We start from the raw sequence: 21,488 nt of genomic DNA, 5'->3' as shown, positions 1-21,488 counted from the left end.
TAGTGAAGCTCGACGTACATTATGACAATGACCGCCCTTGATGATCTTGACCGCCGGCTCCTTTCTGCCCTCCGTGAGGACGGCAGGGCCTCGGTGGCCAGTCTGGCGCGCCGGCTAGACGTTGCTCGGGCTACCGTCAACAGCCGGCTGGAGCGGCTTGTGGCATCCGGGACCATCGTCGGATTCACGGTCCGAGTCCGCGATGAACTCGACCCGCTGGCGATCCGCGCCGTTGCCTTGATTGCTGTGGAAGGCAGGACGACAGACAGGGTTATCCGCCAGCTCAGGGGCTTTCCCGAGATCACGGCACTGCACACCACCAACGGAGGGTGGGACCTTGTTGCTGAGCTCCGCACCGAGAGTCTTGTCGAATTCGACCAAGTCCTGGGCCGGATCCGCGGCGTCGACGGCGTTGTCAACAGCGAAACGAGCCTCCTGCTGAGTTCCGTGCTGCGCTAGGGATCACGGGGCCCAGAAGATCCAGCCAACAAAATATGCAACCAGCGTCGTCATTATGATTAGTTGCACAACAAAAAGCTTGCTGTTTGGCAATTGAGACTGCATATCGCCGAATCCTAGAGTTGTGGCATCAGCAACTAACTAGAGAATGAGGAGGCGCGATGACGCGCTTTGTCGATGTCCACAACATGGTGCGCTGGGCAGCCGGACGCGGACCGGAGACCATCATTTCCGGCATGATCGAGTACGTTGAGAACGACTTCCGGCGCTGGGAGTCGTTCGACAAGACGCCCCGGATCGCCAGCCACACGCCGTTCGGCGTCATCGAACTCATGCCCACGAGCGATCACGAGACCTATGGTTTCAAGTACGTCAACGGCCACCCGTCCAACCCCGCACGCGGTTTCCAGACCGTGACAGCGTTTGGCGTCCTGGCCGACGTCCACAACGGCTATCCCACGTTCCTCACCGAGATGACAGTCCTGACAGCGCTGCGCACCGCAGCGACGTCCGGCATGGTGGCCAAGAAGCTCGCCCGTGCCGGCTCGCGCGTCATGGCGATGATCGGCAGTGGAAGCCAGTCCGAGTTCCAGGCCCTCGCGTTCCGGAGTGCCCTGGGGATCTCCACACTCCGGGTATGGGACACGGATCCCGCCGCGCTCAAGAAGTTCGTGGCCAACATGGCGCCGCTGGGCTTCGACATCACAATCGCCGCATCCGCCGCGGATGCGGTGCGGGATGCCGATGTCATCACTACGTGCACCGCGGACAAGGCCAACGCCACCATCCTCACGGCGGACCTGATTGAACCGGGCGTCCACATCAATGCCATCGGCGGGGACTGCCCCGGGAAGACCGAGCTTGAACCGGCGATCCTCGGACTCGGCGACGTGTTCGTCGAATACGCCCCCCAGACCCGGATCGAAGGGGAGATCCAGCACATGCCGGCCGACTTCCGCGTCACGGAGTTCTGGCAGGTCCTGACCGACAAAGCACCCGGACGAACCGGCGATGCACAGGTCACCATCTTCGACTCGGTCGGCTTTGCCATTGAGGACTTTTCCGCCCTGCGGTTCGTGCGCGACGCCGTCGCCGGCACCGACTTCTTTGTGGAGATCGACCTCGTTGCCAGCCCGGAGGACCCGAAGAACCTGTTCGGCCTCGTGGGCGCCCTTTCCCCGGTTGGCTCGTAAGCCTGCGATGTCAGTTCAAGCCCCCTCCGCCGTCGTTCTCGTGAGGCCGCACAACTTCATGCCAAACGAGGCGACGGCAGTGGACAATGCCTTCCAGACGGCCTTCCAGACGCAGGCTCACTCCGGGGACCGGCAAACGCTGGCCGCCGCCGCCCGTCACGAGGTGACGGGGCTGGCCGCGGCGCTGGAGGCGGCCGGTGTCACGGTGCACCTCTTCGAGGACCATGACGAAACCCGCCCGGACAGTGTGTTCCCCAACAACTGGCTCTCCACCCATGCGGGTGGCCGGATCGGGATCTTCCCGATGTACGCCCCCAACCGCCGGCACGAACGCCGCAGCGACATCCTGGACTTCCTGAAGACCCATTACCGGGTGCAGGACGTCATCGACTATTCCGGGCTGGAAATGGACAGCGTCTTCCTGGAGGGAACGGGAGCCATGGTCCTGGACCACGGCGCCCGTGTGGCCTATGCCGCACGTTCCCGCCGCGCCGATCCCGTGGCGCTGGAGCGGTTCTGTACGAACTTCGGCTATGAGCCCATGCTGTTCGACGCGGTCGACGTAAACGGCACTGCCGTCTATCACACGAACGTGATGATGACTGTGGCGACGGGCTTCGCAATGGTCGGAGCGGACCTGATCCCCTCGGCGGTGCGCCGGCGTGAGGTGATGGAACGGCTTGCCGCCGGGGGACGGAGGGTCATCGAGCTGAGCCCCTACCAGATCAGCAATTTCGCAGGCAACGCGATCGAGCTGCAAGGCGTCGAAGGCCGCGTGCTGGCGCTCTCCCGTCGGGCCCTGGGAACCCTGACGGCGGAGCAGAAGGCCGTCATCGAACGAAGCTGCACCCTCCTGCCCGTGGAGGTTCCCACGATCGAACTGGCCGGAGGGTCCGTGCGATGCATGATCGCCGGCATCCATCTCGACCGCAGGCCCGTCCCTGCCGGCGTCGGCGGCTGACCGGTCCTCTAATCGCTGAAGTCCCCGGCGTTCCGGCGGAACGTGCCAAGGATCCGGATCAGCTGGTCCACGTCCTGGTCTGCGAAGCCCGAGCGGCCGAAGACCTCGGAGTTCAGCACCGCCGTCGCCTGTTTGGCCAGGGCGCGGCCCTCCGCGGTGAGCTCGATCAGCGTGGTCCGGCCGTCCGTCGGATGCGGGGAACGGACCACCAGTTCGGCATTCTCGAGCCGGTCCACGGCGTTGGTGACCGAGGTGGGGTGAACTTGAAGCAGCGCGCTCGCCTTATTCATGGGCAACGCGCCGCTGCGTGCGAAACTGAGCAATGCCAGCAGCTCATACCGTGCAAACGTGAGCCCGAACGGCTTGAGCACGGCTTCGATCCGGCCCAGCAGAATCTGCTGGGTCCGCATGATGGCGGTGATGGCCGCCATCGGGGCGGCGACGTCGGCCCAGCCGTGGCGCTCCCAGTTCAGCCGGGCGTCGGCGATCGGATCTCGGGGCAGCGGCGTTCCCACGGTCAGCTCTGCCCCTTGAGTCCCGGGAAATCGGCCTCGGAATACTCGATGCCCAGGCCCTCCGGAACGGGTCCGCCGCCGTGGCGCATTTCCTCGCTGTGGCGGAGCTCCACGCGCCGGATCTTGCCGGAGATGGTCTTCGGGAGTTCGGCGAACTCCAGGCGGCGGATCCGCTTGAACGGGGCCAGGTGTTCGCGGCAGTACCGCAGGATGTCCTCGGCGAGCTCCGGGCCGGGCTGGTGCCCGGCGGCCAGGACCACAAACGCCTTCGGCACGGACAGCTTGAGCGGGTCGGGGGACGGGACGACGGCGGCCTCCGCCACCGCCGGGTGCTCGATCAGCACGCTCTCCAGCTCGAACGGGGACAGCCGGTAGTCGGAGGACTTGAAGACGTCGTCGCCCCGGCCCACATACGTGATGATGCCGCGCTCGTCCCGGCTGGCCATGTCGCCGGTGTGATAGTAGCCGTCGCGGAAAGCCTCCGCGGTCTTCTCCGGGTCGCCGTAGTAGGCCTTCATGAGCCCCACGGGGCGGGGGTCCAGACGCAGGCAGAGTTCGCCGTCGTCAGACTCCTCACCGGTGGCGGGGTCCACGAGCACGACGTCGTAGCCGGGCAGCGGCCTGCCCATGGCGCCGATCTTGATCGGCTGGCCCGGGGTGTTCGCGATCTGCACCGTCGATTCGGTCTGCCCGAAGCCGTCCCGGATGGTCTGGCCCCAGGCGCGGTGGACCTGGTCGATCACTTCGGCGTTGAGCGGTTCGCCGGCGGACACCACCTTGGTGGGCGGGTTCTTCAGCTGCGTGAGGTCGGCCTGGATGAGCATGCGCCAGACCGTGGGCGGGGCGCAGAAGCTCGTCACCGACTCGCGGTCCATCTGCTCCATGAGGGCCTTGGCGTCGAAGCGCTCGTAGTTGTAGATGAACACGCAGGCCTCGGCGATCCAGGGCGTGAACACGTTGGACCAGGCGTGCTTTGCCCAGCCCGGGGAGGCGACGTTGAGGTGGACGTCGCCCGGCTCCATCCCGATCCAGAACATCGTGGAGAGGTGACCCACCGGGTAGGAGGTGTGCGTGTGCTCCACCAGCTTGGCCTTGGACGTGGTGCCGGAGGTGAAGTAGAGCAGGAGGGTCTCGTCGGCCAGGGTGGGGGCGTCCGGGGTGAAATCCTCACTGGCCGCGGCGGCGTCTGCGTACTGCAGCGCCGTGTCCTGTGGTCCGGCCGGTTCTGCGGCGGCGTCGGCGATTTCGATCAGCGTGTAGTCACCCGCGACGTCAACGAACTTGGCGATGTTGGCACTTCCGACGGCGGCCCAGGCCGCGCCGCCGCGCTCCACCCTGTCCTGGAGGTCCGCGGGCCCCATCAGGGTGGTGGTGGGGATCATGACGATGCCCAGCTTGATGCCGGCCAGCATGAGTTCCCAGAGCTCCACCTGGTTGCCGAGCATGATGATCATCCGGTCCCCGCGCCGCACGCCCCGGCTCCGCAGCCAGTTGGCCACCTGGGAAGAGCGCCGGGAGAGGTCCGCGAAGCTGCGCCGCGTCGCTGATCCGTCCTGCTCGACAATCACTAGGGCCGGGTTGTCCGCCTTGGCCGGGTCTGCCGCGAGCTGGTCGAACCAGTCCAGCGCGAAGTTGAATTCCTCGAAGCGCGGCCACTGGAATTCGCTGCGGGCGGCCTCGTAGTCCCCGCGCAGGGCAAGCAGCCGGTCCCTGGCGGCCCGGAATTCCTCAGTTACGGTCATGGTGCACCTTTCGAAGTTCGCTGGCGCAGCCGTTCCGGGCGGTCCGTGGCACAACGCCGTTGCCTGGGATCCCGCCAGGCCGCCGCGGCGCCCGCCTAGTGATCCCCGTCACTCTGCAATATACTAGGACATCCAAGGGTTTGGAAGAGCGGCGTCGCTCTGCTGGCGGCGCATGACGAAGGGATGCGTGCCCGTGCAGTCACCAGGACGTGCCAACGGACAGTCGGCCACAGCCGAATCAGACACAGCCGAATCAGGCACAGCCGGATCAGCCCCAGCCGGAACGGTTGCGGCGGGCCCCGCGGCAGAGCCGCCGTTTCCCGACGCCGACCTCATGTACATCGTGGACCTGCTGCCGCCGGACGAACAGCTCCGGTACCAGGAGGTCCGGGAATTCCTGCAGTCCCGGATCCGGGCGGCGTCGATCGACTACTGGAACCGCGAGGAGTTCCCCTTCGGTCTGCTCGCGGAACTCGGCAAGTACGGCCTGGGCGGGTTGCAGACGGACGGCACGTCCAAGCTCTTCAAGGGCCTCATGTACGTCGAGGTGGCCCGCGCCGACGTCTCGCTCTCGGCGCTCGTGGGCATCCACAACGAGCTGATTGTCGGCATGATCGATCAGCTTGGCTCCGAGGAGCAGAAGGCCCGCTGGCTTCCCGGCCTCACCGCCTTCACCCAGCTCGGGGCGTTCGCCCTGACCGAGCCGGACCATGGTTCGGACATCGCCGGCGGGCTGGAAACCACGGCGCGGCTGGAGAACGGCGAGTGGGTCATCAACGGCGCCAAACGCTGGATCGGAGCCGGCACCATTGCGGACTTCGCCCTCGTCTGGGCCCGCGACGTCGCCGACCAGCACATCAAGGGTTTCATCGTGGAAACGGACCGGCCCGGGTACACCGCCACGAAGATCGCCAACAAGATCGGCCTGCGCATCATGCAGAACGCGGACATCGTCCTGGATGAGGTCCGCATCCCGGAAGCCAACCTGCTGCCGGGGGCCACCGACTTCTCCAAGGCCAACGAGCTTCTGCGTGATTCGCGCGCTTGGGTGGGCTGGCAGGGCGCCGGCATCCAGCTGGCCGCGTTCGACGTCGCGCGTTCTTATTCGCTGCAGCGCCGGCAGTTCGGCAAGGAGCTGGCCCGCTTCCAGCTCATCCAGCAGCAGCTCGCCGAGATCCTGGGCAACGCCACCGCCTCGCTGGCCCTGATGGCCCAGCTGGCGAGGATCCAGGAGGAGGGCAAGCTGGAGATGGTCCAGGCCGCCATGGCCAAGTCCACCACCACGCGGCTGGCGCGGGCCTCGGTGGCGATGGGCCGGTCGCTCATGGGCGGCAACGGGATCAGCAGCGACTACGAGATGGGCAAGCTCTTTGGCGACGCCGAGATCCTGTACACCTACGAGGGCAGCTACGAGATCAATTCACTGATCGTGGCCCGGGCCGTGACCGGAAAGTCGGCCTTCGTTTAAGCGCTGAGCTAGGCGCGGAGTCCGCCCGGGCCGTCCCCGGCACGGGCGGTCCGGGTGGCGTGGCCGTAGCGTGAGGTGCGGTTGCGGCCGGCGTTTTTCGCCTCGTAGAGAGCCCGGTCCGCGCAGTCCAGGAGGGTCCCGGCCGCGGCGTCGCGCTGCTCGCAGACGCCGGCGGAGATCGTCAGGAAGCCGACGTCCCCGAACGGCTCGGACGCGATGGCCTCCCGGGCCCGTTCCGCCGCCTGCAGGGCCTCGGCGCCGTTCGTCTCCGGGAGCAGCCACACGAACTCTTCGCCGCCGAAGCGGGCCAGGATGTCCTGGCTCCGGGCGACCCTCCGGAGCCTCGCCGCGACCTCGGCCAGGACGACATCGCCCAAAAGGTGGCCGTAGGTGTCGTTGACCCTCTTGAAGTGGTCGATATCCAGGACGACCGCGCTCAGGCTGGTGCCGCGCGTCCCGGCCAGCGCAACCTGTTCGGCGAGGTGCCGTTCCAGGGCCCGCCGGTTGGGCAGGCCGCTCAGGGCATCCGTGGTGGCCTGCAGTTCGAGGTCGGTCCGGGCCTCCGAGTTTCCGATGGCGATCTCGACGAGCTCCGCAAACTGGGCCAGCCGCGCCATCATGGCTTCCGTGACACCCGTGCGGGATTTCGAGGTCAGGGTCACCACGCCCCACAGGCTTCCCCCGACCCGGACCGGCGCCGCCGCCGCGGACTGGAAGCCGCCGGCGCGCATCTGCTCCGCCGCCGGTCCGCCCTCCGGCCCGTAAATAACGAGGGCAGGCTTGCCCGTCAACGCCACCCGGACGGTGGCCGACTCGTCAGTCGGGGCAAAGATGTGCCGGCGGCTCAGCGTCGGCGGGAGGGCGGGGGCCATGGCGACGATTTCCGCCGACGATGCACCCGTGAAACGGACGACGGCGGCGGAGTCCACATTGAACAGCTCAAGGACGATGGCCGCGACCCGCTCGGAGATGTCGGCGGGGGCGGCGTTGCGGGCGACAGCGGTCGCTATTTCGTGGAGGGCCTCCCAGACCTGCTGCTGCTGCAGGCGCTCGGTGACGTCAACCGCCACGACCATGCCGGCCGTGGCCTCGTCGTCGGAGTACACCGGTCCGGCTTTGAGCCGGTAGGTGCGGTGGCCGATCTGACGGCTCCAGGAGACTTCCCGGCCGGCGAGGGCCGCACGGTAGCGCGGTTCGAGCTCGCTGGCGAGATCGCCCTTGAGCACGTCCTGGATGCGCCGGCCTTCCAGCTCCTCCGTGCGGTAGCCGAACGTCTCCAGTTCCTGCCCTTCGGCGATCAGGTACCGCAGATCGGCGTCGAAGAGGAGCACGAAGACACCGGGGACGCTGCGCGCCAGGGCCCGGTACCGGTCCATGTCCTGCTGCCTGCGCCGATCGGCCAGCACCCGCTCCGTGATGTCCGTGACCTGGACGAAAAACCCCTGTACCGCGCCGTCGTCCCGGGCATCGGGGGTGTACGTCACCTCGGTGAAGCGCGATTCGCCCGCGGCATCCACGAGGGTCCGGTCAAACTTCTGAGGCTCTCCCGCGAGCACGAGCTCGATGTGCGGCCGGTTCGCCTCGAAGACTGCCTCCCCGAGCACGTCGCCGATATGCATGCCGTACAACTGGCCGGGTTCAATGCCGAACCACGTGCCGTAGGCGTCGTTGGCCAGGCGGTTGCGGAGCTCCGTATCCCAGTAGCCCACCATGGCCGGGATTCCGTTGAGGACGGCCCGCAGTTGCGCCGGGATCTCCGGCAGCGGCGACGGGCCGGCATCGTCCCAGTTGAGCGGGCTGCGATTTGTCATTGCCCCAGTATCCATTGCCGGCCGCGGCATGCGAAAACTCAGCAGTCGCTCTGAGCAAGCACAGCCAGGAAAAACTCTCAGGGCATGAACCGGTAGCCGATGCCGGCCTCGGTGAGCAGATGGCGCGGGTTGGCGGTGTCCGGTTCGAGTTTGCGCCGCAGCTGGGCCATGTAGACCCGGAGATAGTTGGTTTCCTTGGCGTACGCCGGACCCCAGACCTCGGAGAGCAGCTGCTGCTGTGTGATGAGCTTTTCCGGGTTCCGGACCAGCACCTCCAGAATGTTCCATTCGGTGGGGGTCAGCCGCACATCCTGGCCGTCGCGGATGACACGGTGTTTGCCCAGGTCCACGGTGAAGGCCCCGGCGGTCACCACGGGTGCCTGCTCCTGGTCAACGCTGCGGCGCAGGAGGGCACGGATCCGGGCCAGCAGCTCGTCGAGGCCGAACGGCTTCGTGATGTAGTCGTCCGCGCCGGCGTCGAGCGCTTCCACTTTGTCCTCGGAGCCGTGGCGGGCTGAGAGCACCAGAATCGGGACCTGGCTCCAGGACCGGAGCTCCCGCAGGACTGTGGTGCCGTCGATGTCCGGCAGACCGAGATCCAGGATGACCAGCGCCAAGGGGTGCTGGGATGCGCTCAGCAGGGCAGAACGCCCGTCTGCCGCAGTGGTCACCGAGTAACCGTGGGCCTGCAGCGTGATTCGGAGTGCCCTCAGCAGGTGCGGGTCGTCATCGACCACCAGGACGGCGGTCATCCGGCGTCCGGTCCAGGCCTGAGCGGCAGTGCATGGCGGCGCCCCACGGCCGACTGCGGCTCGAGCGGAGCCTGGGCGGGGCGTGCGTCGAACGGCACGCCCGTGGACAGGGGAAGCCGGATGACCATCGTCAAACCGCCACCTGGCGTCTCTTCCGCGGCCAGCGTTCCGCCCATTGCTTCGGTGAATCCTTTCGCCACGGCCAGTCCGAGTCCGATCCCGGTGGCCTGCGGCGTGTCATCGAGCCGCTGGAACGGACGGAACATCTCGACGACACTCTCCGCCGGGACGCCGCGACCATGATCGATGATCCGCAGCTCGCCCGCAGGGTGCCCTTCGAGTGTCGCCGAGCTGAGGCCGCCGGCCGTCCCCACCAGGACAATATCTGAGTCCGGGGCGTATTTCACGGCGTTTTCGACGATGTTCGCAATGACACGTTCCAGCATTCCCGGGTCGGCGTCGATCTCCGGCATGTTGGCGGGCAGGTCCACCCGCACCCTGCCCGGAGGGACGGCGCCGAGGGCTCCGGGGATCACTTCGAACCAGCGCACCGGTTTGAGGAGGGGATTGACGGCATCCGAGGTGAGCCGGGACATGTCCAGCAGATTCCCCACCAGGGCGTCCAGCCGGTCCGAGCACTCCTCGATGGTAGCCAGCAGCTCCTGCTCCTCTTCCGGGGTGTAGCGGACGCCGTCGTGGCGCAGGCCACCGACGGCGAGTTTGATCCCGGCTAGCGGGGTGCGCAGGTCGTGGGACACGGCGCGGAGAATGGAAGTGCGCATCGTGTTGCTCTCGGCAAGGCGCAGCATCTCCCGGCGGCTGACAACCAGCTGCTGGCGTTCAAGCTGGGCCGCCAAATGGACGCCGAAGGCCCCCAGGAGGCGCCGGTCGCTTGCTGGCAGGATCCGTCCGTAAAGGACCAGCCGGGTGGCGGCATCAATCTCCTCGACGTTGTCGCCGGTGGCGGCGTCCCCCCGAGCGCTCTCGGCAGTAGCCGGGATCTCTCCAGCCGAGGCGAGCAGCCGCCACGGCCGGCCGCTGGCCGTGCTTCCGGCGCCGTACCCGGCGCCAGCCTCGCGGCTGAACAAGGCAGTGCCCCGGACTTGGAAAACACCCAGCGCCTGCTCCAGCAGCGCCTGAACGGTGTCCTCCGACCCGGCGGCGCCGCGGGTCAGGTCACCCAGCGTCGTTGCCTCGGCACGGGCCCGCGCAGCCTCCTTCGAGCGGCGGGCCGAAAGGTCGACGACGACGGCGACGGCCGCCGAGACGCCCACGAACACCAGCAGGGCAAACAAGTTCTGCGGATCACTGATGGTTAAGTTGCCGACCGGCGGGGTGGAAAAGTAGTTGACCAGGAGGCTGCTCCACAGCGCGGCGAGGATCGCCGGCCATAGTCCGCCAACCAGGGCCACCACGACGGAGCCGGTCAGTTGGACCAGCATCGCTGTGGCCACGTTGCGCTCCGGGTTCAGGGCCAGCAGCAGCAATTGCAGCAGCGCAGGCAACAGGACCGCCAAGATCAGGCCTACTGCCACCCGAACCCGGCCGAGATCGCGGGGGTGCGGCACCCCCGTGCCCTGGCCGCCGAGGGGGTGAGAGACCATGTGGACATCGATGTCTCCGGAGCCCCGCACCACCCGCGTCCCCACCCCGCCACCCAAGAGACCGCCCACCACGCCCGCGAGGTTCTTGTGGCGCGAAATACCGACCACGATCTGGGTGGCGTTGACGCTGCGGGCGAAGTCCAGCAGTGCGGCCGCAGGGTCTTCTCCGGATACGATATGGTAGCTGCCGCCCAGATCCTGGATCAGCCGCCGCTGCCGTTCGAGCGCCTGTGGTGACTCCGAAGCGACACCGTCGGCGGCGCGCACATGGACGGCCAGAAGGTCCCCGCCGCTGACCCTGGTCAGGATACGGGCCCCGCGGCGGATGAGTGCCTCGCCCTCAGGGCCCCCGGTCAGGCCCACCACGATGCGCTCGCGGGCTGGCCAGCTGGCTTCAATGCCCTGTTCGGCCCGGTATTTGGCCAGCCCTTCGTCCACCCTGTCGGCCAGCCACAGCAAAGCGAGCTCGCGCAGCGCGCCGAGGTTGCCCAGGCGGAAATAGTTGGACAGGGCCGCGTCAATCTTATCCGAGGCGTAGATTTTTCCGTCGCTGAGCCGCTGGCGCAGCAGTTCCGGCGGGATGTCGACCAGATCGATCTGGTCGGCGCGGCGCACGACGTCGTCCGGCACGGTTTCTGCCTGGCGGACGTCGGTGATGGCGCTGACGACGTCGCCCAGGGACGCCAGATGCTGGATGTTGACCGTTGATAGGACATTGATCCCGGCGTTGAGAAGTTCATCCACGTCCTGCCAGCGCTTCTGGTTGCGGCTGCCCGGGACGTTGGAGTGGGCGTACTCGTCCACTACCGCGGTCTTGGGGGCACGGGCCAGAACTGCGTCCAGGTCCATTTCCTCGAACTCGGCCCCCCGGTAGCGCAGCTGCCGGGGCGGAATGACCTCGAGGCCGGCCATGAGTGCCCTTGTGTCGGCGCGGCCGTGGTCGAGCGCGAACGCTACCGCCACATCTTCGCCTCGCTCGCGGAGTCGGTGGGCTTCCTCCAGCATCTCGTAGGTCTTACCTACGCCGGGCGCGGCCCCCAGGAAGATCCGCAGCGTTCCACGTGCCATGTCGTCATTCTGTCACTTGGAGGCGGACACAGGCGACGCGGCGGCGACTGCGAGGTTCAGGACCGTCACGTTCACCGCGGGCTGCCCCAGGAATGCCTCGGCGCCGCCGCTGGTCTGTTGTGCGACGAGGGCGGTCACAGTCTCCGTGCTGAGCCCGTGGGCGGCGGCAACGCGCGGTATCTGGAGTCGGGCGTAGGCCAGCGAGATGTCCGGATCCAGTCCGGAGCCGCTGGCGGTCACGGCATCGGCAGGAACGGCCGCTTCGGGGACGTTTTCGGCCTTCGCGACGGCCGCGCGGTTGGCAGCGATGGCCTCTGCCAGTTTGGGGTCGTTGGGGCCCAGGTTGCTGGCCGAGGACGATGCCGGGTCCCATTTCACGGCCGAGGGCCGGGCATGGAACCAGCGCGGGTCCTGGGCTCCGGCGTCGTTGGCGGATGCCTGGGCGATCAGGGCCGACGCGGCCGGGGTGCCGGCGCTGTCTTTGATGATGGAGCCGTTGGCCTGGTACGGGGCGATGAGCTGTCCGACGCCGAAGACGGCCAGGGGGTAGGCCACGCCGAGGACCAAGGTGGCGAAGAGCAAGAACCGGACGGCGGTGCCTGCCTGCCGGAGGTAGCCGGTGAGTGTGTTCATGGGGATGTTCCTAGCCGATTCCGGGGATGAGGGAAATCATGAGGTCGATGATCTTGATGCCGATGAAGGGGGCGATGAGCCCGCCGAGCCCGTAGATCAGCAGGTTCCGCCCCAGTGCCTGGTTGGCGGAGACGGCACGGTATTTGACGCCGCGGAGCGCGAGCGGCACCAGGGCGATGATGATCAGGGCGTTGAAGATCACCGCGGACAGGATGGCCGAGGACGGGGTGGCGAGTCCCATGATGTTCAGCAGTCCCAGCCCCGGGAACGCGGCGGTGAAGAGGGCCGGAACGATCGCGAAGTACTTGGCGACGTCATTGGCGACGGAGAAGGTGGTCAGGGCGCCGCGGGTGATGAGCAGCTGTTTGCCGATGCCGACGATGTTGATGAGCTTGGTGGGGTCGGAGTCGAGGTCCACCATGTTGGCAGCGTCTTTGGCGGCCGGGGTGCCGGAGTTCATGGCGACGCCGACGTCCGCCGCGGCCAGGGCCGGGGCGTCGTTGGTACCGTCCCCGGTCATGGCCACCAGCCGCCCTGCCGCCTGCTCCTTCTTGATGACCGCGAGTTTGTCCTCCGGGGTTGCCTCGGCCAGGAAATCGTCGACCCCGGCCTCGGCGGCGATGGCCTTGGCAGTGATGGGGTTGTCGCCGGTGATCATCACCGTCCGGATGCCCATTTGCCGCAGTTCGGCGAAGCGGGCATGCATGCCGGGTTTGACGACGTCGGCGAGGTGGATGGTCCCCAGGATCTCGGCGCGGCCGTCCTTTCCCACCTGGGCGACGAGCAGGGGCGTTCCGCCCTGTGCCGAGATTTCCGTTACCCGGTGGTCGACTTCCGCCGGGGAGTGCCCGCCGTATTCGGCAACGAAGGCCGTCACCGTGGAGGCGGCGCCTTTGCGGATCTGCCGGCCGTCAAGGTCCAGTCCGCTCATGCGCGTGCTGGCGCTGAAGGGGACCACGGCAAAATTGCCGGAGCTGCGTTCGAGTGCGGCCAGATCGGCCCCGGTCACGCCCTTGTCCGCGGCGAGGTCCACAATGGAGCGGCCCTCGGGGGTTTCGTCGGCCAGGCTGCAGACCCGGGCCGCTTCGATGAGTTGGGTCCTGTCCACATGATCGGCGGGGAAGAAATTGACTGCACGGCGGTTGCCGTAGGTAATGGTGCCGGTCTTGTCCAGCAGCAGTGTGGTGATGTCTCCGGCGGTCTCCACGGCACGGCCTGAGGTGGCCAGCACGTTGTGCTGGACCAGCCGGTCCATGCCGGCAATGCCGATCGCCGGGACCAGCGCCCCGATGGTGGTGGGGATCAGGCAGACCAACAGGGCCACCAGCACGATCGGGGACGGCGTGGCGCCGGCCAGGGCGGCAAACGGGGCCAGGGACATGGTGACGGCAAGGAACACGATGGTCAGGGACACCAGCAGGACGTGGAGGGCGATTTCGTTAGGGGTCTTCTGCCGCACGGCGCCCTCGACGAGCTTGATCATCCGGTCGATGAACGTTTGGCCGGGCTCGGCAGTGATGCGGATGACGATCCGGTCCGAGAGGACCTTCGTGCCGCCGGTGACGGAGGACCGGTCACCGCCGGGATTCGCGGATCACCGGGGCTGATTCACCCGTGATGGTCGATTCGTCGACGCTGGCGAGACCTTCGATGATTTCGCCGTCCGAGGGGATGACGTCTCCGGCTTCGCAGATCACGATGTCATTGAGTCGCAGCTCCGTACCGGGGATGTCCCGGGTGTTGCCGTCGGGCTGCCGGAGCCGGGCCTGGACGCCTATGCGGCTGGCGCGGAGGCTGTCGGCCTGTGCCTTGCCCCGGCCCTCGGCGATGGATTCGGACAGGGTGCCGAAGAGCACGGTGAGCCACAGCCAGGCCGTGACCGCGATGCCGAACACCGACGGCCTGTACAGGGAGATCGCCGTGCACAGGGCGGCCCCCACCAACACGGTGAACATGACCGGAGAATGGATCATCTGCCGCGGGGAAAGTTTCCGGACCGCAAGTGGCAGGGCGGCGGCGACGGACGTGATCGTCAGTTTTGCCGGGGCTTTGGTGTGGTGCTTGTGCTCGCCGGGGGTGCCGAGGGGGTTGCCGTCGGCGTAGGTCTGGGCGGCGAGGTCCGAGGCTGATGCCGTGCTAGACCGGGTCATTTCAGGAGTCCTTCTGCGAGGGGGCCCAGGGCAAGGGCCGGGAAGTAGCTCAGGGCGGTCAGGATCACTGTCACGCCGAGCAGCAGCCCGCCGAACAGGAGACCGTGGGTGGGGACGGTGCCGGCGGAGGCGGGAACCTTGCCCTGACGGGCGAGGGAGCCGGCCAGGGCGAGGACCAGGACAATCGGGAGGAATCGGCCCAGCAGCATCGCCAGGCCCATCATGACTGAGAGGTAGGGGCCCGAGGTGGTGATGCCGCCGAACGCAGAGCCGTTGTTGTTGGCCCCTGATGTGAAGGCGTAAAGCACTTCGCTGAACTGGTGCGGGCCGGTGGCCGGGGCGTTGGCCATGGCGTCCGGCAACAGGACGGTAATGCCGGCCAGGGCCAAGACCACGGTCGGGGTGACGAGGATGTACATGGCGGCGAGTTTCATTTCCGTCGGGCCGATCTTCTTGCCCAGGTACTCCGGGGTGCGCCCGACCATCAGCCCGGCAATGAAGACGGAAATGATGGACAGGATCAGCAGCCCGTAGAGCCCGGACCCGGTTCCACCCGGGGCGACTTCGCCGAGCATCATGTTCACCATGGCCACACCGCCGGCCAGCGGGGGCAGGGAATCATGGGCGACGTTGACGGCGCCGGTGGAGGTCAGCGTGGTGGACGTGGCGAAGATCGCGCTTTGCACCGGTCCGAAGCGCTGTTCAAAGCCTTCGCCCAGGCCGCCGGCCGCCGCCGTCGCGGTTCCCTGGCCGGAAGCCACGGCCCATCCCATCAGGGAAACCGATGCCAGCCACAGGGCGCCCATCACCGCGGCCACCGTGTAGCCCTGCTTCTGGTCACCCACCATCCGGCCGAAGGCGTAGGGCAGGGCAGAGGGGATGAGCAGGAGCAGGAACACCTCGAAGAAGCTGATGAGGGCATTGGGGTTCTCGAACGGGTGGGCGGAGTTGGCGTTGAAGTAGCCGCCGCCGTTGGTCCCGAGCTCCTTGATGGCTTCCTGGGACGCGACCGGGCCGCCGGGAATGGTCTGGTGGATCCCGGACGCCTGGTTGGTGACGTCGGTGGGCCAGAAGTTCTGCACCACGCCGCCGAGGACCATCACCACTGCCGCGACGAACGCGATCGGCAGCAGGATCCGGAAAGTGGTCCGGGCTAGGTCCACCCAGAAGTTCCCCAGCCGCTGCGTCCTGGTTCGGGCGATGCCGCGGATGAGGGCGACGACGACGACGATGCCGACCGCGGCCGAGAGGAAGTTCTGCACTGCCAGCAGAGTCATCTGCACGAAGATGCCCAGCGTGGTCTCCGGTACATACGTCTGCCAGTTCGTGTTGGTCACAAAGGAAATGGCCGTGTTCATGGCCACCCACGGGTCGACGCCGGGCAGGGAACCGCTGCCGGGCAGGACGCCCTGCAGCCGCTGCAGGCCGAACACGGCCAGGATGGAGACAGCGGAAAACGCCAGGACGCTGCGCAGGTAGACGGACCAGCTCTGCTCGGTGCCGGCGTCGATCCCGGCGAGCCGGTAGAAAAGACGCTCGGTTCGGCTGGACGTCGTGCCCTCGAAAACCCGGGCCAGATAGATGCCGAAGGGCTTGTGCAGGGCTGCGAGGACAATGAGCAGTCCCGCCACCTGGACTACAAAGGATGCGGAGTTGAAGGTCATGATCCGTTCACCACTTTTCCGGATGGATCAGGACCGCCAGGAGGTAGCCGAAGAGGCACAGCCCGGCCAGCAACAGAACGAGCCACATGATCGCGTCCGCGCTCAACGTCCACCCTCCGGCCTGTCATCGGCACCCCCGACCATCCCGGCCAGGACGTGGCCGATCCACATGACGAACCCCATGGACACCATGAGGATTCCGATAACAGCCAGGTCGGCCATAGCAGGTTCCTTTCATCTGTGCCCCGTTTGCGGGGCTACTGAAAGTCAACTCCTCTCCAGAAGGAGAAGGCCGGTTCCTGATGGTTTCTTAACGCCCTGAGGAGGGATCTTGACGCAGCCTTAATGTGCGCGGAAATTCCGGACCGTCCTGCATCCGTACTCGGCCTGTTTGGCTGCGGCCGGAGCCCGTCTTGTCCTCCGGGCCGCGGCGCTCAGCCGACGTGGACCCAGGGCCGTTTGGTGACATCGGGTTCTGCTTCGCGGAGCACTTCGCGGGTGACCGGGGCGATTTCGCCTTCGCCGAACGCGAGGAAGCGCAGCAGGTTCGTGACCGGGTTCCCTTCGGTCCAGCGGAAGTAGATGTGCGGCATCAGCCCGGTCACGTCCCGGATGTGCAGGAGCACCGAGGCGATGGTGTTCGGCACGACGGGTCCGTGGACTTCCAGGACATGGTAGCCGTGCCGGGTCACACCGTGGACCTCCAAAGCCGTCTCAAAGTCGGAGGAATCGTCCACGGTCACTTCCAGGAACAATGCCTGGTAGTCCACGGGCAGGTGGCTGACCTCGATCGCAGACGTCAGTTTGTCCCGGTACGCCTCGGCGCTGAGGCGCAGCGGTTCGTGGGCGATGATCGCTATGGGCCCTTCCAGGTTGGAGGACATGAACTCCAGAGCCTGCCGGTCCATGTGGACATGGGTGGCGTGGAGCTCGAAAGAACGCCGGATGCGCGAAAGCAGCGAAATCACGATGATGCCCACGATGAAGAACGCTGCGATCCGGATGCCTTCGGGGCGTTCAATGATGTTGGCCACTGTGGTGTATATGAAAACGACGGCGATGATGCCGAACCCGATGGTGCGTTTGCGCTGTTTCCCGCGCCGGGCGGACAGCGCCACGGCAACCGCGGCTGAGGTCATCAGGACCAGGACGCCGGTGGCGTAGGCGCCGCCCTGGGCGTCGACGTCGGCGTTGAAGAGCCAGGTGATCAGAAACCCGACGGCGGTGAACACCAGGACCAGCGGCCGGACGGCCCGGGCCCACCCGGGGGCCATGCCGTAGCGGGGCAGGTAGCGGGGCACGAGGTTCAGGAGCCCGGCCATTGCGGAAGCGCCGGCGAACCAGAGGATGGCGATCGTGCTGATGTCGTAGACGGTGCCGAATCCGTTTCCCAGATATTCGTGGGCCAGGTAGGCCAGGGCGCGGCCGTTGGCCTGGCCGCCGGGCTGGAATTCCTGTGCCGGGATCAGGATCACCGTGGTGAAGCTGGTCGTGATGAGGAAGGCGCTCATGATGACGGCGGCGGTTGTCAGCAGCCGGCGGGCGCCCTCGATCCGGCCTACGGGCTTCTCTTCGGTGTCACCGGGGCGTCCTTGGATCTGTGGCATCACGGCCACGCCGGTTTCGAAGCCGGACAGGCCAAGGGCCAGCTTGGGGAAGACGAGCAGGGCGATCCCGACCACCATGAACGGGTTCCCGTGCGAGGTTGTCAGGGCGAGCCACCAGTTAGCCACGTCAACGGGGTGAGTGAATAATTCCAGGATGGTGGTGATCACGACCACGACATTCAGGCTCAGATAGATGCCGACCAGGACGACCGCAACGCCGATCGCTTCTTTGAACCCGCGCAGGAAGACGGCACCCAACAGGGCGAGCAGGAAGAGCGTGACCGGCACGTTTTGGCCCTGCATCCAGCCCGGAACGAGGGGGTTCTGGATCGCGTGTGCGGTGGCGTCGGCGGCGGAGAGCGTCATGGTGATCATGAAGTCGGTGGCCGCGAACCCCAGCAGGACCAGCACGAACAACTTCCCGCCCCAGCGCGGCATCAGCCGTTCCAGCATGGCGATGGAGCCCTCGCCGCGGTGGCTCTCACCGGCAACCCGGCGGTAAACCGGTAGGGCCCCAAGCAGGGTGACAGCCACCAGGACCATGGTCGCCAGCGGCGAGATTACGCCCGCAGCCAAGGCTGCGATGGCCGGCTGGTAGCCCAAAGTTGAGAAGTAATCAACGCCGGTGAGGCACATGACCTGCCACCACGCATGCTTCTTCAGATGCGAGTCGCTCACTGCGCCGGGTCCCTGATGGACACCTTTGGCGTCCTGCAGGCCGAAAAGCAGCCATCTTCTGAAGTTGTCCCCGGCTCCCGGCCGTACCGCTGAGGGATCCGAAGGCGGTCTGCTCATCGTGGTCATCTGTGCCTCTCCGCGCGATGCCCACCATCGTGTTTAGTGCCGACGATAACACCGGAGCCGGACGCCGTTCCCGACCCGGGAACGATCTTGACGGATCCTTAACGCCGGGCCGGCCCGCAGGGCACCGCGGTCAGCGGGCCGTGACCGGGGCCGGGACTTCGACGTAAAGGATGGCTCCGGCGGATGCCGGCAGATACCAGTGACTCCGGTGTCGCGCCGGCCGGTAGATGTGTCCGAACGGGTCCGTCACGTGGACGTGCACCAGCCGTTTCTGCCGGGCGAGCAGACGATCGAGTTCCCCGAGGCTGGACGGCCGCGAGGCAAAGCCGTGGATGTCCAGAGACCATGCTCCCTCGGCCGGTTCCCTCGGGCGTTCCAAGGCAAGGGTTTCGAACAAGTCCGACACCACTTCGTCGCTCGTGACGGGGTAGAAGCGCCGGAGCCGGTGCTCGTCCGGATGGGCATTTTGAGCGTCCAGCCACGCGTGACGGAGCCAATGGAATTCCACCGGTCCCAGCGCGGGCCCAACGGACAGGTGACGATTTCCATCCAGCACCAGGCGGTAAGAGCTGCCGCCGCGGTCGATGATGCATGCAGCTTCCCCGACGTATTCAAACGCCGTCAATAGTTCCTCCTCCGATCGGTGGTAGGAGAAATCCCCGCTGTCGTCGACGGCGACGAAATCCCGAGCGCCACCGGCACCGGCCGGAAGTCCTGATGCTTCCCGCATCCGCCGGGACTTGGTGTTCATTTTGTTTAGCTCCTGCCGAGGATCTGACCGCGACCACAGTGGCCGCAGTGTCCCCTTGTTTCATGACATCACCGCCGAAGCCCGACCGGATCGGGCCTTAATGCTTTCCATATGCAGGCGGCCCCAGAATTTGCGTTATCTTAATGCGGCGGCTCGTCCGGGCCAGCAGGAAGGGCGGCCGCGGGGAGTCAGGCCGGGTACACAAGCGCCGCGTTAAGGAACCGTCAGGATTGTCCGCTGGACGGCGCTGGACGGCGCCGGCGGTTGCGGGGGCTGGTACTGTCGCGGACGGAAGCGGCGCGGTGCGTCGTGTGGAAAGGACAAAATGACCACGCTCAGCCGACCCCCGGCAGACCCCTCCGCGCCACGGCCCGGCGCCGGGGACCACTTCAGGAACTGGCTCCTGTTCGGGCTGCAGGACAGCAAGGGAACCCACCAGGGGCCGGGGGCCGTCAGTGACAGCCACCTGAAAAAGCACACGTGGTGGCAGGTCATGTGCCTGACCGGTGTGGACTACTTCTCCACGCTGGGCTACCAGCCCGCCATCGCCGCGCTCGCGGCCGGTGTGATTTCGCCGTTGGCCACTCTGGTCCTGGTTGCCGTGACCTTGCTGGGCGCACTGCCCGTGTACCGCCGGGTGGCCGGCGAAAGCCCGCGCGGCGAAGGGTCCATCGCCATGCTGGAGCGGCTCCTGCCGAGGTGGGGCGGAAAACTCCTGGTCCTGGTCCTGCTGGGGTTCGCGGCCACCGACTTCATGATCACCATGACGCTCTCCGCAGCTGACGCGACCGCGCACGCCATCGAGAACCCGTTTGCGCCCGCCTGGATGCAGGGCCAGAACGTCCCGGTCACCTTGTTCCTGCTCGCCCTGCTCGCCGCGGTGTTCCTGCGCGGTTTCAAGGAAGCGATCGGCGTCGCCGTCGTCCTCGTGGGGCTCTATCTCGGCCTGAACGTCATTGTGGTTATCACAACCATCTTCGAGGTCATCGCGCACCCGGTGGCGGTCGACAACTGGTGGCTGGCCCTGACCACCCAGCACGGAAACCCCCTGATGGTCGTGGGCATCGCGCTGCTGGTCTTCCCGAAGCTGGCCCTGGGCCTGTCGGGCTTCGAGACCGGCGTCGCGGTCATGCCGCAGATCCGCGGCCACGCCACGGACACCGAGGCGAACCCCGAGGGCAGGATCAAGGGCGCCCGCCGCCTGCTGACCACGGCCGCCGTCATCATGAGTGCGTTCCTCGTCACCACGAGCTTCACCACCGTGGTGCTCATTCCGGAACAGGAATTCCAGCCGGGCGGCCAGGCGAACGGGCGCGCCCTGGCCTATCTGGCCCACGAATACCTGGGCGCGGGCTTCGGCACCGTGTATGACATCAGCACCATTGCCATCCTGTGGTTTGCCGGCGCCTCCGCCATGGCCGGGCTCCTGAACCTGGTTCCCCGCTATCTGCCCCGGTACGGCATGGCGCCGGAATGGGCCCGCGCCGTCCGGCCGCTGGTCCTGGTGTTCACGCTCGTGGGGTTCCTGATCACCTGGCTCTTCGACGCCGACGTCGACGCCCAGGGCGGCGCCTACGCCACCGGCGTCCTCGTCCTGATGACCTCTGCCGCGGTCGCCGTGACCTTCTCGGCGCGCAGCAAACGGCAGCGCAAGCGCAGCATCGGGTTCGGGATCATCGCCGTCGTATTCATTTACACCACGGTGGCCAACATTTTCGAGCGCCCCGAAGGCATCCGGATCGCGGCGCTGTTCATCCTCGGGATCATCGTCATCTCGCTGCTCTCGCGCATCCGCCGCTCCTTCGAGCTCCACGCCACCCATGTGCGCATGGACACCCCGGCCCTGGAATTCCTGGCTGCCAACGAAACCGGGCCCATCGCGATCATCGCCCACGAACCGCTGCGGCTCAGTGCTGAGGCGTACCGGGACAAACTGACGTCGGCCATCGAGGTCAGCCACCTGCCGTTGGACTACCAGGCCCTGTTCCTGGAAGTGGTGGTCGACGACTCTTCGGACTTCGAGACCGAGCTCGAGGTCCGCGGGGTGATCCGGCACGGGTACCAGATCCTGGAAGTCCATGGGCCCGTGGTTCCCAACACGATCGCCTCCGTACTGCTGCACATCCGCGACGTCACCGGGCTGATGCCGCACATCTACTTCCGTTGGACGGAGGGTAACCCCATCACCAACCTCATGCGGTTCCTGGCCTTCGGCGAAGGTGAAATCGCCCCGGTAACCCGTGAAGTGCTGCGCGAGGCCGAGCCTGACGTCACGCGGCGCCCCTGGGTCCATGTCGGCTGACGCT

15 protein-coding genes and 1 pseudogene are annotated in these 21,488 nt (G+C 66.8%); 5 read left to right on the top strand and 11 right to left on the bottom strand.

Annotation, left to right across the window (positions count from 1 at the left end):
* Positions 1–27: 27 nt before the first annotated feature.
* The 3 genes from ACVWZ7_RS09170 to ctlX all read left to right on the top strand — a co-directional run bounded on the left by ACVWZ7_RS09170 (position 28) and on the right by ctlX (position 2,613).
* Positions 28–459: an Lrp/AsnC family transcriptional regulator gene (locus ACVWZ7_RS09170; protein ID WP_116765654.1), complete on the top strand. Its 432-nt coding sequence runs from the start codon at positions 28–30 to the stop codon at positions 457–459.
* A gap of 161 nt (positions 460–620) precedes the next feature.
* Entirely contained in the window at positions 621–1,652 is a 1,032-nt protein-coding gene (locus ACVWZ7_RS09165) for an ornithine cyclodeaminase (RefSeq protein ID WP_116765580.1), read from the top strand.
* Between the two features lie 7 nt (positions 1,653–1,659).
* Positions 1,660–2,613: a citrulline utilization hydrolase CtlX gene (ctlX, locus tag ACVWZ7_RS09160; RefSeq protein ID WP_116765581.1), complete on the top strand. Its 954-nt coding sequence runs from the start codon at positions 1,660–1,662 to the stop codon at positions 2,611–2,613.
* Between the two features lie 8 nt (positions 2,614–2,621).
* Here ctlX and ACVWZ7_RS09155 read toward each other — a convergent pair whose 3' ends face one another.
* Together ACVWZ7_RS09155 and ACVWZ7_RS09150 are read right to left on the bottom strand one after the other, a co-directional pair.
* The gene (locus tag ACVWZ7_RS09155; RefSeq protein ID WP_091250456.1) at positions 2,622–3,128 is read right to left on the bottom strand and encodes a MarR family winged helix-turn-helix transcriptional regulator; all 507 of its coding nucleotides are present in this window, start codon (positions 3,126–3,128) and stop codon (positions 2,622–2,624) included.
* A 2-nt stretch (positions 3,129–3,130) separates the two neighbouring features.
* On the bottom strand, positions 3,131–4,870 hold the full coding sequence (locus tag ACVWZ7_RS09150) for an AMP-binding protein (RefSeq protein WP_116765582.1): 1,740 nt from the start codon (positions 4,868–4,870) through the stop codon (positions 3,131–3,133).
* 334 nt (positions 4,871–5,204) lie between these two features.
* On the opposite strand from ACVWZ7_RS09150, the gene ACVWZ7_RS09145 reads away from it, so the two are divergent.
* Positions 5,205–6,338: an acyl-CoA dehydrogenase family protein gene (locus ACVWZ7_RS09145; protein WP_456509088.1), complete on the top strand. Its 1,134-nt coding sequence runs from the start codon at positions 5,205–5,207 to the stop codon at positions 6,336–6,338.
* 8 nt (positions 6,339–6,346) lie between these two features.
* Here ACVWZ7_RS09145 and ACVWZ7_RS09140 read toward each other — a convergent pair whose 3' ends face one another.
* The 9 genes and pseudogenes from ACVWZ7_RS09140 to ACVWZ7_RS09100 all read right to left on the bottom strand — a co-directional run bounded on the left by ACVWZ7_RS09140 (position 6,347) and on the right by ACVWZ7_RS09100 (position 19,182).
* Positions 6,347–8,149 (bottom strand): sensor domain-containing diguanylate cyclase, encoded by a 1,803-nt coding sequence (locus ACVWZ7_RS09140; protein ID WP_161958190.1) that lies wholly within the window; start codon positions 8,147–8,149, stop codon positions 6,347–6,349.
* 77 nt (positions 8,150–8,226) lie between these two features.
* Positions 8,227–8,901: a response regulator gene (locus ACVWZ7_RS09135; protein WP_344361148.1), complete on the bottom strand. Its 675-nt coding sequence runs from the start codon at positions 8,899–8,901 to the stop codon at positions 8,227–8,229.
* On the bottom strand, positions 8,898–11,573 hold the full coding sequence (locus tag ACVWZ7_RS09130; RefSeq protein ID WP_456507650.1) for a DUF4118 domain-containing protein: 2,676 nt from the start codon (positions 11,571–11,573) through the stop codon (positions 8,898–8,900). The genes ACVWZ7_RS09135 and ACVWZ7_RS09130 overlap by 4 nt, the downstream gene beginning before the upstream one ends.
* Before the next feature lie 12 nt (positions 11,574–11,585).
* Positions 11,586–12,206, bottom strand: a complete 621-nt coding sequence (gene kdpC / locus ACVWZ7_RS09125) for a K(+)-transporting ATPase subunit C (protein WP_344361142.1) — start codon at positions 12,204–12,206, stop codon at positions 11,586–11,588.
* A gap of 10 nt (positions 12,207–12,216) precedes the next feature.
* Positions 12,217–14,356: pseudogene (gene kdpB / locus ACVWZ7_RS09120) on the bottom strand (potassium-transporting ATPase subunit KdpB).
* Positions 14,353–16,020 carry a potassium-transporting ATPase subunit KdpA gene (gene kdpA, locus ACVWZ7_RS09115; protein ID WP_344361137.1) on the bottom strand — a complete coding sequence of 556 codons (1,668 nt, stop codon included), beginning with the start codon at positions 16,018–16,020 and terminating at the stop codon, positions 14,353–14,355. Before kdpA ends, kdpB begins: the two are co-directional and overlap by 4 nt.
* A 7-nt stretch (positions 16,021–16,027) precedes the next feature.
* A complete protein-coding gene (locus ACVWZ7_RS09110) occupies positions 16,028–16,126 on the bottom strand; it encodes a potassium-transporting ATPase subunit F (protein WP_344361134.1) in 99 nt (32 codons plus the stop codon).
* A gap of 328 nt (positions 16,127–16,454) precedes the next feature.
* A complete protein-coding gene (locus tag ACVWZ7_RS09105; RefSeq protein WP_344361132.1) occupies positions 16,455–18,431 on the bottom strand; it encodes an APC family permease in 1,977 nt (658 codons plus the stop codon).
* Between the two features lie 130 nt (positions 18,432–18,561).
* A complete protein-coding gene (locus tag ACVWZ7_RS09100; protein WP_344361130.1) occupies positions 18,562–19,182 on the bottom strand; it encodes a hypothetical protein in 621 nt (206 codons plus the stop codon).
* A gap of 325 nt (positions 19,183–19,507) precedes the next feature.
* Between ACVWZ7_RS09100 and ACVWZ7_RS09095 the strand changes: the two genes are divergently transcribed.
* Complete coding sequence (locus ACVWZ7_RS09095) at positions 19,508–21,484, top strand: amino acid transporter (RefSeq protein WP_456507649.1); 1,977 nt, start codon at positions 19,508–19,510, stop codon at positions 21,482–21,484.
* Positions 21,485–21,488: the final 4 nt, after the last annotated feature.

The sequence above is a fragment of the Arthrobacter sp. TE12232 genome, from assembly GCF_054062615.1.
Note: the sequence above shows the minus strand (reverse complement) of the source record. Positions and strands in the feature narration are given on the sequence as shown.

Bases quoted from the DNA above. Each gene is read 5' to 3' on its own strand.
- ACVWZ7_RS09170 (WP_116765654.1), top strand. From the start codon at position 28: ATGACCGCCCTTGATGATCTTGACCGCCGGCTCCTTTCTGCCCTCCGT.
- ACVWZ7_RS09165 (WP_116765580.1), top strand. From the start codon at position 621: ATGACGCGCTTTGTCGATGTCCACAACATGGTGCGCTGGGCAGCCGGA.
- ctlX (WP_116765581.1), top strand. From the start codon at position 1,660: ATGTCAGTTCAAGCCCCCTCCGCCGTCGTTCTCGTGAGGCCGCACAAC.
- ACVWZ7_RS09150 (WP_116765582.1), bottom strand. From the start codon at position 4,870: ATGACCGTAACTGAGGAATTCCGGGCCGCCAGGGACCGGCTGCTTGCC.
- ACVWZ7_RS09145 (WP_456509088.1), top strand. From the start codon at position 5,205: ATGTACATCGTGGACCTGCTGCCGCCGGACGAACAGCTCCGGTACCAG.
- ACVWZ7_RS09140 (WP_161958190.1), bottom strand. From the start codon at position 8,149: ATGACAAATCGCAGCCCGCTCAACTGGGACGATGCCGGCCCGTCGCCG.
- ACVWZ7_RS09135 (WP_344361148.1), bottom strand. From the start codon at position 8,901: ATGACCGCCGTCCTGGTGGTCGATGACGACCCGCACCTGCTGAGGGCA.
- ACVWZ7_RS09130 (WP_456507650.1), bottom strand. From the start codon at position 11,573: ATGGCACGTGGAACGCTGCGGATCTTCCTGGGGGCCGCGCCCGGCGTA.
- kdpC (WP_344361142.1), bottom strand. From the start codon at position 12,206: ATGAACACACTCACCGGCTACCTCCGGCAGGCAGGCACCGCCGTCCGG.
- kdpA (WP_344361137.1), bottom strand. From the start codon at position 16,020: ATGACCTTCAACTCCGCATCCTTTGTAGTCCAGGTGGCGGGACTGCTC.
- ACVWZ7_RS09105 (WP_344361132.1), bottom strand. From the start codon at position 18,431: ATGACCACGATGAGCAGACCGCCTTCGGATCCCTCAGCGGTACGGCCG.
- ACVWZ7_RS09100 (WP_344361130.1), bottom strand. From the start codon at position 19,182: ATGAACACCAAGTCCCGGCGGATGCGGGAAGCATCAGGACTTCCGGCC.
- ACVWZ7_RS09095 (WP_456507649.1), top strand. From the start codon at position 19,508: ATGACCACGCTCAGCCGACCCCCGGCAGACCCCTCCGCGCCACGGCCC.